The organism is Helicobacter sp. NHP19-012 (genome assembly GCF_019703325.1).
GTDB lineage: Bacteria > Campylobacterota > Campylobacteria > Campylobacterales > Helicobacteraceae > Helicobacter > Helicobacter gastrofelis.
On record NZ_AP024819.1, the window covers coordinates 1,437,135 to 1,450,277 of the forward strand.

Annotated in this window: 12 protein-coding genes and 2 pseudogenes; 8 read left to right on the forward strand and 6 right to left on the reverse strand. The window is 48.2% G+C overall.

Features of this window, described 5'->3' with window-relative positions; translation table 11 throughout:
• Positions 1-32 precede the first annotated feature (32 nt).
• The 3 genes and pseudogenes from K6J74_RS07320 (at position 33) to K6J74_RS07330 (ending at position 2,240) form a co-directional block, all read left to right on the forward strand.
• Positions 33-368, forward strand: coding sequence for a histidine triad nucleotide-binding protein (locus K6J74_RS07320; protein WP_260321587.1), 336 nt, complete (start codon positions 33-35; stop codon positions 366-368).
• A pseudogene (locus K6J74_RS07325) lies at positions 350-1,725 on the forward strand (aminotransferase class V-fold PLP-dependent enzyme). The gene K6J74_RS07320 and the pseudogene K6J74_RS07325 overlap by 19 nt, the downstream one beginning before the upstream one ends.
• Positions 1,726-1,727: 2 nt before the next feature.
• Positions 1,728-2,240 carry a DUF3972 domain-containing protein gene (locus tag K6J74_RS07330; protein WP_221271778.1) on the forward strand — a complete coding sequence of 171 codons (513 nt, stop codon included), beginning with the start codon at positions 1,728-1,730 and terminating at the stop codon, positions 2,238-2,240.
• Here K6J74_RS07330 and K6J74_RS07335 read toward each other — a convergent pair whose 3' ends face one another.
• From K6J74_RS07335 to priA, 3 genes are read right to left on the reverse strand one after another with little or no spacing between them, the layout of a single operon-like run.
• On the reverse strand, positions 2,241-2,459 hold the full coding sequence (locus K6J74_RS07335; protein ID WP_221271780.1) for a hypothetical protein: 219 nt from the start codon (positions 2,457-2,459) through the stop codon (positions 2,241-2,243). It lies immediately after the preceding gene.
• A gap of 5 nt (positions 2,460-2,464) precedes the next feature.
• Entirely contained in the window at positions 2,465-2,686 is a 222-nt protein-coding gene (locus K6J74_RS07340) for a DUF3450 domain-containing protein (RefSeq protein ID WP_221271781.1), read from the reverse strand.
• A gap of 43 nt (positions 2,687-2,729) precedes the next feature.
• A complete protein-coding gene (gene priA, locus K6J74_RS07345) occupies positions 2,730-4,601 on the reverse strand; it encodes a replication restart helicase PriA (protein ID WP_221271783.1) in 1,872 nt (623 codons plus the stop codon).
• Positions 4,602-4,659: 58 nt separating this feature from the next.
• On the opposite strand from priA, the gene uvrB reads away from it, so the two are divergent.
• Both uvrB and K6J74_RS07355 read left to right on the forward strand, forming a co-directional pair.
• Positions 4,660-6,618: an excinuclease ABC subunit UvrB gene (uvrB, locus tag K6J74_RS07350; RefSeq protein WP_221272627.1), complete on the forward strand. Its 1,959-nt coding sequence runs from the start codon at positions 4,660-4,662 to the stop codon at positions 6,616-6,618.
• On the forward strand, positions 6,618-7,610 hold the full coding sequence (locus K6J74_RS07355) for an SAM-dependent methyltransferase (protein ID WP_260321588.1): 993 nt from the start codon (positions 6,618-6,620) through the stop codon (positions 7,608-7,610). Before uvrB ends, K6J74_RS07355 begins: the two co-directional genes overlap by 1 nt.
• 6 nt (positions 7,611-7,616) lie before the next feature.
• Here K6J74_RS07355 and K6J74_RS07360 read toward each other — a convergent pair whose 3' ends face one another.
• The 3 genes and pseudogenes from K6J74_RS07360 to queC form a co-directional block, all read right to left on the reverse strand.
• Positions 7,617-7,982: a heat shock protein transcriptional repressor HspR gene (locus K6J74_RS07360; RefSeq protein ID WP_221271785.1), complete on the reverse strand. Its 366-nt coding sequence runs from the start codon at positions 7,980-7,982 to the stop codon at positions 7,617-7,619.
• Between the two features lie 10 nt (positions 7,983-7,992).
• Positions 7,993-8,871: pseudogene (locus tag K6J74_RS07365) on the reverse strand (DnaJ C-terminal domain-containing protein).
• Between the two features lie 63 nt (positions 8,872-8,934).
• Positions 8,935-9,636 carry a 7-cyano-7-deazaguanine synthase QueC gene (gene queC, locus K6J74_RS07370; RefSeq protein WP_260321589.1) on the reverse strand — a complete coding sequence of 234 codons (702 nt, stop codon included), beginning with the start codon at positions 9,634-9,636 and terminating at the stop codon, positions 8,935-8,937.
• 48 nt (positions 9,637-9,684) lie between these two features.
• On the opposite strand from queC, the gene K6J74_RS07375 reads away from it, so the two are divergent.
• From K6J74_RS07375 to K6J74_RS07385, 3 genes are read left to right on the forward strand one after another with little or no spacing between them, the layout of a single operon-like run.
• The gene (locus tag K6J74_RS07375; protein WP_221271789.1) at positions 9,685-10,908 is read left to right on the forward strand and encodes a CCA tRNA nucleotidyltransferase; all 1,224 of its coding nucleotides are present in this window, start codon (positions 9,685-9,687) and stop codon (positions 10,906-10,908) included.
• Positions 10,909-10,916: 8 nt separating this feature from the next.
• Complete coding sequence (locus tag K6J74_RS07380) at positions 10,917-11,903, forward strand: tRNA dihydrouridine synthase (protein ID WP_430886779.1); 987 nt, start codon at positions 10,917-10,919, stop codon at positions 11,901-11,903.
• A complete protein-coding gene (locus K6J74_RS07385) occupies positions 11,903-12,931 on the forward strand; it encodes an outer membrane beta-barrel protein (protein ID WP_221271794.1) in 1,029 nt (342 codons plus the stop codon). Before K6J74_RS07380 ends, K6J74_RS07385 begins: the two co-directional genes overlap by 1 nt.
• Positions 12,932-13,143: the final 212 nt, after the last annotated feature.

The window sequence follows — 13,143 nt, forward strand, 5'->3', positions numbered from 1 at the left end:
CTATAATAAACAAAAATTCTAAAGGTTTTCATGTGTCTAATGTGTTTGAAAAAATCATCGCAGGAGAAATTCCTTGTCAAAAAGTCCTAGAAAACCCCCACTTCTTAGCTTTCCACGACATCAACCCCAAAGCCCCCGTTCATGTGCTGGTGATCCCCAAAACTTGCGTGAAGGATTTTAACGCCGCTAGCCCCGAGCTATTAGCGCAAATGGGTGGCTTTATCTTAGAGGTCGTGGAGAAACTAGGGATTAAGGAGAGTGGCTATCGGCTCATCACCAATGTCGGCAGCGATGGGGGGCAAGAAGTCCCCCATTTGCACTTCCATATTCTAGGCGGCACAAAACTCGCATGGCCAAAACTCTCTTAGACAGACAACAAGATAAATTTTTAGAGGGCATTTTTGCCCCCCTTTTGCCTGAAGTGAGTAAACAAGAGCAACTAGAGCATATCCGCCAAAGCGTGGTGCTCAAAAGTGGGGTGCGCTACTTTGACTGGACGGCATCAGGGCTAGCTTCAACCCTCATAGAAAAGCGCGTTGCTAAACTCTTACCCTTTTATGCCAACGCCCACTCTGGGGTGTCTAAGCACGCCCACTTAATGGATTTGGTCTATTTGCATTGCAAGGATAATATCCGTAAATTCTTGGGGCTAAATGAGGATTTTTTGGTGCTGAGTGCTGGCTTTGGGGCGAGTTACGCCATTAAACGGCTGCAAGAGATTTTAGGCATCTACTTGCCCCCCAAGAGCCGCCAAAGGCTAGGCGAGCTGCAAGGGCTAAACTTGCCTAAAGTCATCGTGGGGCCCTATGAACACCACTCTAATGAAGTGAGTTGGCGCGAGGGGCTTTGCGAAGTGGTGCGGGTTAAGCTCGATGAGATGGGGCTATTTTGCCTTAAAGACTTTGCTAAACTCTTAGAAACACACCCTAAAGATCGCCCCTTGATTGTGTCTGTAGGTGCGGCTTCTAATGTAACGGGTCTCATTGTGCCCTATGTTGAGATTGCCAAACTTTGCAAAAAACACAACGCCCTTTTAGCCTTTGATTTGGCCGCTTTTGCCCCCCACGATAACTTAACCTCCGTGCCTTTGGACGCTTGCTTTGTGGCGGCGCATAAATTCTTAGGGGGGGTGGGCAGCTGTGGGCTTTTGGCACTCAAAAAATCGCTCATCGACACCACTTTACCCCCCAGCTTTAGTGGCGGGGGCGTGGTGTCCTATGTGAGCCGCAGCGCCCACGAATACATCACAGATGCGCACTTGCGCGAAGAAGTGGGCACTTATGCGCTCATCCCCCTTTTAAGGGCGGCTTTAGCCTTACAATTAAGAAACGAGCTAGGCACAAGTTACATTAGCCGTAGAGAGAGCATGCTCACTAAAGTCTTCATGCAAGGCTTGCAAGACATCCCCGCTTTAAACATTTACGGCTCTTTGCAGGCCAAGAGGGTGGGCAATGTGGCGTTTAACGCAAGTGGGGTTTCTTGCTACGACTTAGCCCCCTTCTTAGCTACAGCTATGGCATTGAAACACGGGCGGGTTGCTCGTGTGCCGGACCTTACGGACACGATTTGCTAGGCTTGCAAGATAGCCGCTTTTATGCGCTTAAAGCCAAAGGACAAGCTCCGGGGTGGCTACGCGTGAGTTTGCACTACACCCACAGCCTTGAAGACATAGACCATCTCTTAGACAGACTCCAAAAGGCGGTGAAAACTTTGCGTGGAGGTTGAAGATGGACAAACAACCCGAGAAAACTTGGATTGAGTTAGACGAATTTGTCGCCGTGTCTAAACTGCCTAAAGAGCGGGTGTTGGCACTCATACAAGACAAGAGCCTTGAGAGCAAGCATGATGCCCAGAAAATTTGGGTAGATCTACACAGCGCAGCACAAATTTTAGCCAAAAGGGGGGGTAGTAAAAGCCTCGTGGCGGCTAAGGCAGGCTATCCCACTTTGCTAGAAAACACCCCAACAGACCCTATCTATGTGGAAAAGACCATCAACACCATTTTAAATTTGCACGATAAGGTCGTGGGGGCAAAAGATGAAACCATCGCCGCCTACAAAAACGAAAACACCCTACTCAAAGAAGCCCTGATCTCCATGCAAGAAATCTATGATGAAGACAAAAAGACCATCGCCCTATTGCAAGAGGAGTTAGATAGAGTGCGTGAGGAGGTGGAGTTTATGAAGCGCAAATACCGCCTAATGTGGGGCAAGGTGACGGACATGGGGAATTTAAAGTAACTAGGGGATTTTACTTAAGAGTTGCCCAAGTTTGGCGTTTAAGTCGGCGATTTCTTGGATTTTGCTTAAGTGGAGTTTAAAAAGGTCGATGGGGGCGATCTCTTTATTGTGGAAACTCTCTTTGATCTCTGCCTTTGTTTGGGCGTTGAAACGCTCGTTTAGGGTGATTTTATAGCGTTTGCCCCCAATGCTCACTTCAACCAGCTCAACAGAGTTCATCTTTCTTAAGAATCTTTAGTGATGATCTCGTAAATGTCTTGTATGCGCTTGTCTTTGGCGGCGATTTCTTCATAAAGACTTGCAATTTGGCGGTCGCGTTCCTCATTTTGGGTTGCGAGCGTGGCGTTCTCAAGCCGTAGGCTCTTGTTCTCGTCTTCTAAAAGCGTCAAGCGCAAAATCAACTCTTCGACTTTTTCTTGCAGTTTGTCTAAAATCTCAGCCCCCATGCGCATCCTTGAAACAAAATTAAAATGTCCATTATAGCAAAGTTTAAATGTCTTGCGGGTCAATGTCTATTTTAAACACCCCCTTGGCGTGCTCTTGCAAATGGCTTAACACAAGGTGTAACTCTTTGGTGGAAGTGGCACTTAAGAGGATTTGCAAACGCTCTTGCCCGGCAATTTTGGCAATGCGCGCCTGCCCTGCGCCCAAAACCTCCACGCCCTTGTTTTGCTCTAAGAGCGGTTTTAAAATGTCTAGCCCCGCTTGCATGTGCGCTGTGGCGCTTGCTAGCTCCTTGGCCCTAAACTCAATGTGCGCCAAACGCCTAAGCGGGGGAAAGCAAGGGGCGCGCATTTGCAACTCTTCTTTTAAAAAGTCTTCAAAATCTGCGGTGTAGCGTTGTAAAAAAGAGGCGTTGAGGCTTTGGATCAACACCCGCCCCTTTTCTTTGCGCCCACTGCGCCCGGCAATTTGGTGCATTAAGGCGACTCCCTCTTCATAACTGCGGTAACTCCCATTGTTTAACACCTCATCCAAGCCCAAAACCACCGCCAAGCTCACCCTGTGGTAGTCATGCCCTTTGGCGAGCATTTGCGTGCCGATTAAAATATCTATTTGGTGGGTGTTGAAGTTGTCTAAAATGCGCTGTATTTGCTTGTTCGTGTGGGTGTGGTCCTTATCTAGCAGTCCAATGCGAGCACGGGGTAAAAGTTGCTCTAACTCGCTTTTTAATTGCTGTGTGCCGATGCGTTTGCCCGCTAGGCTGTCTTGCTTACAAGTGGGGCAGATTTTGGGGATTTGCTCTTCATGCTGGCAGTAGTGGCAGCGCATGCACTTGTCCTTAAGGTGTAAACTCATATTTACACTACAAAAGGGGCAGCGCACGCCCCCCCCACAGCTAAGGCAAATGAGCTTTTTAAACGAAGCTCTTGTGGGCAAAAATATAATGCTTTGTTGTTGTGCTTGCAAACTTTGGGCTAAATGGTTTAATAAAAGCGGAGTGAGGGCGGTTTTGCTTTCTTCAAAGATGATTTCTTGGGGGTTTTCAAAGTAACGCCCCCTTAGCCGCACAAGGCTGTGGTTTTCTTTGGCTCTATAATACGAGCGTAAATGTGGGGTTGCCGAGCCTAAAATGACTTGAATGGGCAGTTTGCTGGCTAAATACAAGGCACAATCTCTAGCGTTGTAATAAGGGGCAAGGCTAGCCTTATAAGCTTGATCGTGCTCTTCATCCACGAGCACTAGCCCCAAATTGGGCATGGGTAAAAACAAGGCACTTCTTGTGCCGACTATGATTTTAGTTTGTCCGCTAGCAATGTGTGCTAGGGTTTGCTTTCTCTCTAGGGGGCTTAACTTGCTATGCCACAGCCCCACTTGTGCGCCAAAGAGCGTTAAAAGCAGCCGTTTGGTTTGTGAAGTGAGCCCAATTTCAGGCACGAGCACCACCACGCTTTGGTTATTTTGCAACTTCTCTAAAATCAAATGGCTGTAAATGTGCGTCTTGCCGCTGCCCGTGTCCCCAAAGAGCAGGGCACTTTTTAAGGTTTTTAGAGCATTTAGAGCTTGCTCTTGGGCTGGGCTTAGGGGGCTTAAATTGGGGCTTACTTGGGGAGGGGTTAGTGGCTTTTGGCTTTTGCTAAAGGGGGTAAAAAGCGTGGCAGCTAAAGAGGGTGTGGAGCAGTAATAAGTGGCGATGAACTCTAGTAGCAGCATTTGGGGGACATTAAGATAAAAGTCAGTGGGGCTTGCCTCTTTACACGCAAAGCTAGGTTTCTCACATTCGCTTAACACCACGCCCCTGCAAGCGCGCCCATTTAAGGGGACTTGCACCAAGTCGCCCACTTGTAAGGGGCTTTGGCTTTGATAAATTAAAGGCTTTAACTTGTGTTTTAGCACCGCCACGCTGTAATGCTTTAACATAAAAATCCTTCTCTTTTTTAGCTATGATAGAGCCTTGATTTTAGCAAAAGCGAGTAAAATGGACTTTATCCTACAAGCCCCCTACAAACCAAGTTTAGAGCAAGAAAAAGCGGTTAATCAGCTAGTCCAAGGCGTTAAGCAAGGGGCGGCTTACCAAACCTTGCTAGGTGTTACAGGTAGCGGCAAAACCTTTAGCATGGCTCAACTCATTGCTAAATTGCAAATGCCGACTTTAGTCATGTCGCACAACAAAACCCTTTGCGCCCAGCTTTACAGCGAGTTTAAGGGCTTTTTCCCTAAAAACCATGTGGAGTATTTTATCTCTTACTTTGACTACTACCAGCCCGAGTCCTATATCCCAAGAAGGGATTTATTCATTGAAAAAGATAGTGCCATTAACGAAGATTTGGAGCGGCTGCGGCTTAGTGCCATCACTTCGCTGCTAGGCTATGACGATGTCATTGTCGTGGCAAGCGTGTCGGCGAACTATGGCTTTGGCGATCCTATGGAGTATTTAAGCATGCTCACAAAATTAGAAGTGGGGCAAAGCTTGCCCTACACAGAGTTTTTAAGAAAACTCATAGACATGGGCTATGAGCGACAAGAAATCCTAGAGCGGGGCAGGTTTAGAGTGGTGGGCGAGAGTGTGGATATTTTCCCTGCCTACAATGACAGCAACTTTATCCGTGTGGAGTTTTTTGGCGATGAGATCGAACGCATTTATAGCTTTGACGCACTAGAGAATAAACCCCTTAAAGCCCTAGAGAGTTATGTGCTTTATGCCGCCAATGCCTTCATTGTGAGCCAAAGCCGCCTAAAGAGTGCCCTAAATAGCATTGAGACCGAGTTAGCCGACAGGCTTAAATTCTTTAAGGAGCACAACAAGCCCCTAGAGTATGAACGCCTTAAAACCCGCACAGAGTTTGATTTAGAAATGATGGCGGCCACGGGCATTTGTAAGGGGATTGAAAACTACTCACGGCATTTCACCGACAAAAAGGCGGGCGACACGCCCTACACCCTGCTAGACTACTTCGCCCAAAAAAAACGCCCCTTTTTAGTCATCGTGGACGAATCGCATGTGAGTTTGCCTCAATTTAAGGGCATGTATGCGGGCGATCACAGCCGTAAGCAAGTGTTAGTGGATTATGGCTTTAGGCTGCCCTCCGCCTTAGACAACCGCCCCCTAAAGTATGAAGAGTTTATCAAAAAGCCCCCCCATTTTCTCTTTGTCTCCGCCACCCCAAACCCCCTAGAATTAGAGCTTTCAAGGGGGCACATTGCCGAGCAAATCGTGCGTCCCACAGGGCTACTAGACCCCGAGTATGAGATCCGCCCCACCCAAAACCAAGTGCAGGATTTATACAGCACGATTAAAGAAGTCGTGGCGCGCAAAGAGCGGGTGCTGGTAACGACTTTGACGAAAAAAATGGCTGAAGAGCTGTGTAAGCACTATTTAGAGGGGGGCTTAAAGGTGCAATACTTACACAGCGACATCGATGCGATTGAGCGCAACCACTTAATCCGCTCATTCCGCTTAGGCGAGTTTGACATTTTGATCGGCATTAACCTGCTTAGAGAGGGGCTAGACTTGCCCGAAGTGTCCTTAGTCGCCATTTTAGACGCAGACAAAGAGGGGTTTTTAAGAAGCACCACCGCTTTAATCCAAACAATGGGGAGGGTCGCACGACACATTAATGGGCGGGTGATTTTTTACGCCGATAAAATCACGGCGAGCATGCAAGAGGCGATGGCGACCACGGATAAAAGGCGCGCGATCCAAATCGCTTTCAATAAAGCCCACAACATCACCCCCAAAAGCACTCAACGCCCCCTAGAGGATGAGCTCAAAGACTACACCCCTCCTAAGCCCAAATCCACAGACAAAATGCCCAAGAGAGAAAAAGAGCAGTTGATTAAAAAGCTACGCGCCCAAATGCAAGAGCGGGCACGGGTGTTAGACTTTGAGGCGGCGGCGAAACTAAGAGATGAGATCGCCAAACTTAGGGGGCTTTAGTGGATTTTCACAGCTTTGCCCCTTTTATGCACGAGTGGCTCTATGGCAAGGGGGGCTACTACCGCCACGCCCTCATTGGCACTAGTGGGGACTTTTACACTTCTGTGAGCACAAGCAGCTTTTTAGGCGGGTCGTTGGCGTTTTATCTCTTGCAGCTGCTTGAAAAAGGGGAGTTAGAGTTGCCCTTAAGCGTGGTGGAAATTGGGGCGGGCTCGGGGCGTTTAATGGCGGATTTAGTGCGCTTTTTAAAGGATTTGAGTGTGGGGGTGTTTGGGAGCGTGCGTTTTGTGTGCGTGGAGCCACTGGGCGAACTAGCCACATTGCAAAAAGAGCGTTTAGCCAAAGAGGGCATACAAGTAGAACACATAAAGAGCGTAGTAGGCTTAAGGGGGCTTAATAATGCCTTTTTATATTGCAATGAACTTTGGGACAGCTTTGCGTGTGAATTGGTGCAGGAGGGGCAGATTTTAAGCGTTAAGGATTTTAAACCCGTGTGGCGCAATTTGGAGGAGAGCGAATTAAAACGCCTTGAGGGTTTTTACCCTGTTGGGGGCTGTGTGCCCTTTGCTTGGGGGGAGTTTATAGCGCATTTATACCAAAGTTTAGAAGGGGCAAAGTGGTATTTTATAAGCCTTGATTACGGGCAGTATGGGTTTGAACCTATCAGCTTTCGGGGCTACAAGGCGCACCAAGTTTTAGGGCTAGAGGACATTTTAAGCGATTTAAAGGGGTTATATCAGCAATGCGATCTCACTTATGACATAGATTTTAAGCTGTTAGAAAGTCTATTCCAAGCACAAGGGGCGCGCTCCATATTTTACGGCACGCAATGCGCCACACTTTTAAAAATGGGCTTTGTAGAGCTGTTAAACTTATTCGCTAAGAGTGTGCCCTATGCCACTTACCAAAAAGAGGCCTTGAAAGCCCACGCCTTGATTAGCCCCGAAGGTCTAGGCGAAAAGTTTAAGGGGCTAATTGTGTCAAACCCTTGAGGTTTGCTAAGCCTTTTTAAATAAAATCAATTCGTACGAGGTTTTGGTGATTTGCTTGGTTTCGGGTTTGTTTTGGGCGTTTTGTTGCATGTGGGCTTGGAGTTGCTCGTTTAAGCGATCTAGCTCATCAAGCCTCTCTTTGAGGCGCAAGATAATATCCACGCCCGCTAAATTCACGCCCATATCCCTAGTCAGGCGCAAAATGGTTTTGATTTTATCTAAATCCCTTTGCGAATAGAGGCGCATCTTGCCCCCCGTGCGCTTGGGCTCGACCAGCCCTTCTTTTTCGTATTGGCGCAGGGTCTGCGGGTGCACGCCTAGGATTTTTGCCACCACGCTGATCAAATAAAGGGGTGCATCGTAATCCACCATCGCACCCTCCTTAAGGCAACTGCTCTTGCAGAGTTTGCTTGAAGGGCGCGCTGAGGGTGTCCGTGTGGGGCAAAATGACATTTGCCAAGAGGTATAAATCCCCCACGCCCCCCGTTTTGCGGTTTTTCACCCCCAGTTCTTTTAGGCGGAACTTCTGGGCGTTCTTGGTGTTGGGCGGGATTTTTAAGGCGACTTCTTTATACAGCGTCTCCACCTGCACCCGCCCGCCAAAGAGGGCAGTTTTCAAGGGCAAATCAAAGCTTTTATACAAGTCATCGCCCTTTTGGGTATAAACATTATCTTCAAGCACCCGCACTTTTAAGAGCACATCGCCCACCATCCCCCCCTGCCTGCGCCCGCGCCCCTTGGCTCTTAGCACCTCGCCCTCGCGCACACCGGCCGGGATTTTAATCTCAAAGCTATCATGGCTTAATTGCACCCGTCTTTTGCCCCCCAAAACGGCTTCTTGCAAAGTGATTTGGATTTCCACGGATAAATCCAAATCAGGGGCAAAGCCAAAGCCATTAAACCCACCCATGCCCCCATGTTGGAATAAGCCCCCCACCCATGAAGTCGCTCTTAAAGCCCCCCGCCCAAAGATAGAGGCTAAAATGTCGTCCAAACTCGCCCCCGTCCTTGCGAACGGGCGAAGTCGCTAAAGTTCTGCCCGCCAAACATAGTTGTCCCCGAATTGGTCGTATTGCGCCCGTTTTTGCGGGTCATTTAGGATTTCATAGGCGGCGTTGATCTCTTTAAACTTCTCTTCGGCCTCTTTACCCTTGTTGAGGTCGGGGTGGTATTTTCTAGCGAGCCTGCGGTAGGATTTTTTGATCTCCTCTTGACTTGCCCCCTCGGCGACTTCTAAAGTGCTGTATAAACTCTTGTTCATAAACGCTCCATTAATAAAGTAAAGCCCATTATAGCATAAAACTTTAGTCTTTATCTATCAATCTTATTTATAGTCTCTTAAAAATTCTTTGTAGGCGTCTTGGCGCAATTTACAAGAAGGGCACGCCCCACAGCCATAGCCATAGGCGTGGCGCACTCCCCTAACCCCCTCATAGCAGGTGTGCGTGTGCTCTAAAATGAGCTCTAGTCCGCCTAAATCTTGGGCTAGGGCAAACTCTTGGGCTTTACCCATCGCCATAAAGGGGGCTAAAAAGCTAATGCCCTCTGGCGTGCCAAATGCCCCCAAGTTTAAAGAAGTTTGCAAGCTGTCTATAAACTCTTTACGGCAGTCAAAGTAACCGCTGTAATCTTCTTGAGACACCCCCACGAGCACAAAATCCGCCCCTAAGTTGAAAGCATAAGCGTGGGCGAGGGTGAAAAATAGGGCATTCCTGTCGGGCACAAAGGAGGCGGGCAGATTTGGGTTTTTGGGGTGGGGGGCGTTGGAGCTTTGCGGATTGCTTGCAAACAGAGCGGAGAGGGTGATTTCTTGTAAAAAGTGTAAATCCAGGATTTTTAAGGGCAAGTCTAGCAATTTGGCAATTTTTTGGGCTTGCTTGAGCTCTATGGCGTGCTTTTGGGCGTAGTTAAAGGCGAGTAAATGGGTTTGTTTAAAAGCTTTTTTGGCCCACAGGGCTAAAGTGGTGCTATCTTGCCCCCCGCTAAAGCAGAGGACACAGGAGGCATGGTAGATTTTCTCTAACATAGGCGTTCTTTTTGTTAAAATACCGCCCATTATAGCAAAAGGCTTAGCGTGCTTTGGGACACAAATTACCATTTTAACCTACCCCCCCCCATTTTGCGCCTTTTAGAAATCCTAGAGGCGGGGGGATTTGAGGCGGTGGTGGTGGGGGGCTGTGTGCGTGATTATCTCTTAGGGCGCACCCCCAAAGATTGCGATCTAGCCACAAACGCCACACCACAAGAGCTAGCCCCCCTTTTAAAGGCGCATAAAATCCCCACAATCCCCCTAGGCCTAGCCTTTGGCACTCTGGGTGCACGCTTTGGCAAACAAGTTTTTGAAATCACCACTTATAGAGAGGAGAGCGGATACACGGATCATCGCCACCCTAAAGTACATTTTAACGCCACACTAGAAACCGACTTAAAAAGGCGGGATTTTACCATCAACGCCCTAGCTTGCCACCCACAAAAGGGGCTGCTAGACTTGCATGGGGGGCTAGCGGATTTAAGAGCCAAGCGTTTAAGGTTCGTGGGCGTGGCGGTTGATAGGGTGAATGAAGACGCTTTGCGGATTTTACGGGCGTTGCGTTTTGCTAGCGTGTTGGGCTTTAAGCTAGAGCCCAAAAGCGCACAAGCCGTGCTAGAGCACGCCCCCTTGTTAAAATACATTAGCAAAGAGCGCATTTTTGCCGAGCTGTGTAAAATTTTAATGGGCGCACAGGCGGGAGCAGTGTGTGCCACTTATGTAGGCGTGCTAGAGGGCGTGCTAAACACCCCCCTAAACCCCACGCTTTTAAGCCCCTTAAGCCAAATGCCCCCAAATTTAACTACTCGCTTTTTAGGTCTGCTCTTTGCTTGTGAGACCCCCTTTAAGAGTTTGGCAGAGTTAAAGCCCCCTAAAAAGCTCATCAAAAACATAGAAAGACTTTTGCCTTGCACCCACCAAAGCCCCCCACTCTCTAAAATTTGGCTCAAAACACAAATGCAGATTTTAAGCCTTAGCCAAGTGCGGGCGTGGCTAGGTTGGCTTAAAGCCTATGAGCCGTCTAAATGGGCGGTGTTGAGGACACATTTTAAGCAAATTGGGGCACAAAGGGAGGTTTATACGCTTGGCTTTTTGGCGATCAATGGGCGCAGTTTAAAGGGCGTGGGGTTGAAAAAGGCAGAGATTGGGGCGTGCTTGCAAGCGTGCTTAAAAGAAGTGATACACCAGAGGCTAGAAAACACCCCCTCCGCTCTGTCGAAATTTGCCAGAGCGTGGGCGCAAAACTTAAGAGAACATGCGTTAAAATAGGGTTTATGGTGAAATTGAATTTTGAGAGATTGTTATTTTTAGCCCCCCTAGCCGGTTATACGGATTTACCCTTTAGAAGTGTGGTGAAACGCTTTGGTGTGGATGTAACGGTGAGCGAAATGGTGAGCAGCCACGCTTTGGTGCACGCCTATCACAAAACCGCCAGAATGCTAGAAAAATCGCCCGAGGAACAGCCCTTTAGCGTGCAAATCGCCGGCTCTAAAAGCGAAGTGGTGGAGCAGGCTGTAGAGAAGATCAACGCCCTTGAGGGCATTGACATCATAGACTTTAATTGCGGTTGCCCTGCCCCTAAAGTGGCAAACCATGGCAATGGGAGCGGGCTTTTAAAGGATTTAAACCACTTGGTGAAACTCTTGCGCCTCATTAAAGAAAAGAGCCACAAGCCTTATAGCAGTGTGAAAGTGCGCCTAGGTTTTGAGAGCAAAATCCCGCTTGAAATCGCCCACGCCCTAAACGATGCGCCCGTGGATTTTGTGGTGGTGCACGCGAGGACGAGAGCGGATCGCTACAAAAAAGAGCGCATAGATTACGAGAGCGTGCGTTTAATGCGCCAAGTGTTAAACAAGCCCTTGATCGCCAATGGCGAGATCGACAGCCCCAAAAAGGCAAAAGAGGTGCTCGCCTACACGGGGGCAAATGGGGTGATGATCGGGCGTTCAAGCCTAACCCAGCCGTGGATTTTTTGGCAAATTAAAAACGACACTGAGGACTTGCCCGCCGTGCTAAAAAAGGATTTGGTTTTGGAGCATTTTGACAAAATGGTCGCCTTTTATGGGGATCGGGGGGTTGTGATGTTTCGCAAAAACCTACACGCCTACGCCAAGGGGCATGCCAATGCCAGCACCTTTAAAATGGCGGTCAATAACATGAAAGAACCTACAGAGGCGCGGGCGCAAATTGAAGAGTTTTTTAGCTCCCCCACGCCCCTAAACCCCCTGCCCCAAATTGTAACCCTGAATCACCAAAGCGTTTGATGTTAAAACGATTACTCTTAGCGGGGCTAGTTTTGCACCCTTTGGGGGCGGTGAAAAACCATGTCTTTACGGGCGTGCGCTTTGGCATGGCACAAAACTTTAAAAGCACCTTTAGCAACCAAGTGAGTATGAATAACCCCAGCACTTTGCCTGATAATGCTAGCGTCTATGCCTGTCCCGACAACCTTTGTAAAAACAATGAAATTGAGGGGTTTTATAAACCTAGTGGTAATAAGAGCGCAAATTTTGCCTTTACTTACACTTTGGGCGATGAACTGTTTTTTGATAAATTCGGCATTAGTGGCTTGCGTGTCTATGGGGATATTGAATACGCCAATGCCAACTTAGGGCATCGCTACAAAGTGCAGAATAAGGGCGGATTAAATTACAACCCCGCCAACATTAAAGCCATTGACCCCAACACGGGGCAAGTGATCCCCATTGCTACTACTAACAAAAACGGGCAAGTAACTTACACTACCCCACAAGGTTACAGCTCCCCTTGTGCGGCTCTCACCGCCACAAATCCGCTAGGGCTCTGTCCCACGCCCACGCCCCAAGAAGTCTTACTCACACGCCCCGCCCATATGGTAACTTTGGGCTTAAATGTGGATTTTTTCTTAAACATCCCCATTGACATTTGGCTACGAAAAAAACACCCTAAAATGATGTTCTTTAAAATGGGGGTTTTTGTGGGCGGGGGCGTGGAGTATGCCATGCTGTGGAGCGACAATTTCAACAACGAGGCTTTAAGTGCCTTAGGTGGTAATTCTCTTAGCAAGGGGCATATTGATAAAACCCGCTTTTTTGCTGCCGGCAATGGCTTTTATGTGAATGTGGGCTACCAGCTCTACTTAGGGCAACACAACCGCTTTAACTTGGGCTGGAAATTGCCCTACTACTCCATCAGTGCCCACAACTGGTACAACTACGGCAACACCAACCCGGGAACACAGCAAACCATCAAACAAACCCTTGCCATCACCCGCCAAAGCCAATTTTATGTGGGTTATGCGTATCTGTTCTAGACTTTTTAGTGCTATGCCTTACATAGTCTAGTTTTACTTGCGGAGCCTAGTTCTTCTGCTAATTCTCCATTTAATTTTAAAAGAGTACTTGCACTAGTCAAATCCCCCTATTATGCAGCTTGCCACTACATTGTCTTACGCACTCAATACAGCCTAGGGAGAGTTCAAGATCCCCACCTGTTACCCATAACCAAGGGTAAAACCAAACCATT

Coding starts and splice junctions, on each gene's coding strand:
- K6J74_RS07330 (WP_221271778.1), top strand. CDS start 1,728: ATGGACAAACAACCCGAGAAAACTTGGATTGAGTTAGACGAATTTGTC.
- K6J74_RS07335 (WP_221271780.1), bottom strand. CDS start 2,459: ATGAACTCTGTTGAGCTGGTTGAAGTGAGCATTGGGGGCAAACGCTAT.
- K6J74_RS07340 (WP_221271781.1), bottom strand. CDS start 2,686: ATGGGGGCTGAGATTTTAGACAAACTGCAAGAAAAAGTCGAAGAGTTG.
- priA (WP_221271783.1), bottom strand. CDS start 4,601: ATGTTAAAGCATTACAGCGTGGCGGTGCTAAAACACAAGTTAAAGCCT.
- uvrB (WP_221272627.1), top strand. CDS start 4,660: ATGGACTTTATCCTACAAGCCCCCTACAAACCAAGTTTAGAGCAAGAA.
- K6J74_RS07360 (WP_221271785.1), bottom strand. CDS start 7,982: ATGGTGGATTACGATGCACCCCTTTATTTGATCAGCGTGGTGGCAAAA.
- queC (WP_260321589.1), bottom strand. CDS start 9,636: ATGTTAGAGAAAATCTACCATGCCTCCTGTGTCCTCTGCTTTAGCGGG.
- K6J74_RS07385 (WP_221271794.1), top strand. CDS start 11,903: ATGTTAAAACGATTACTCTTAGCGGGGCTAGTTTTGCACCCTTTGGGG.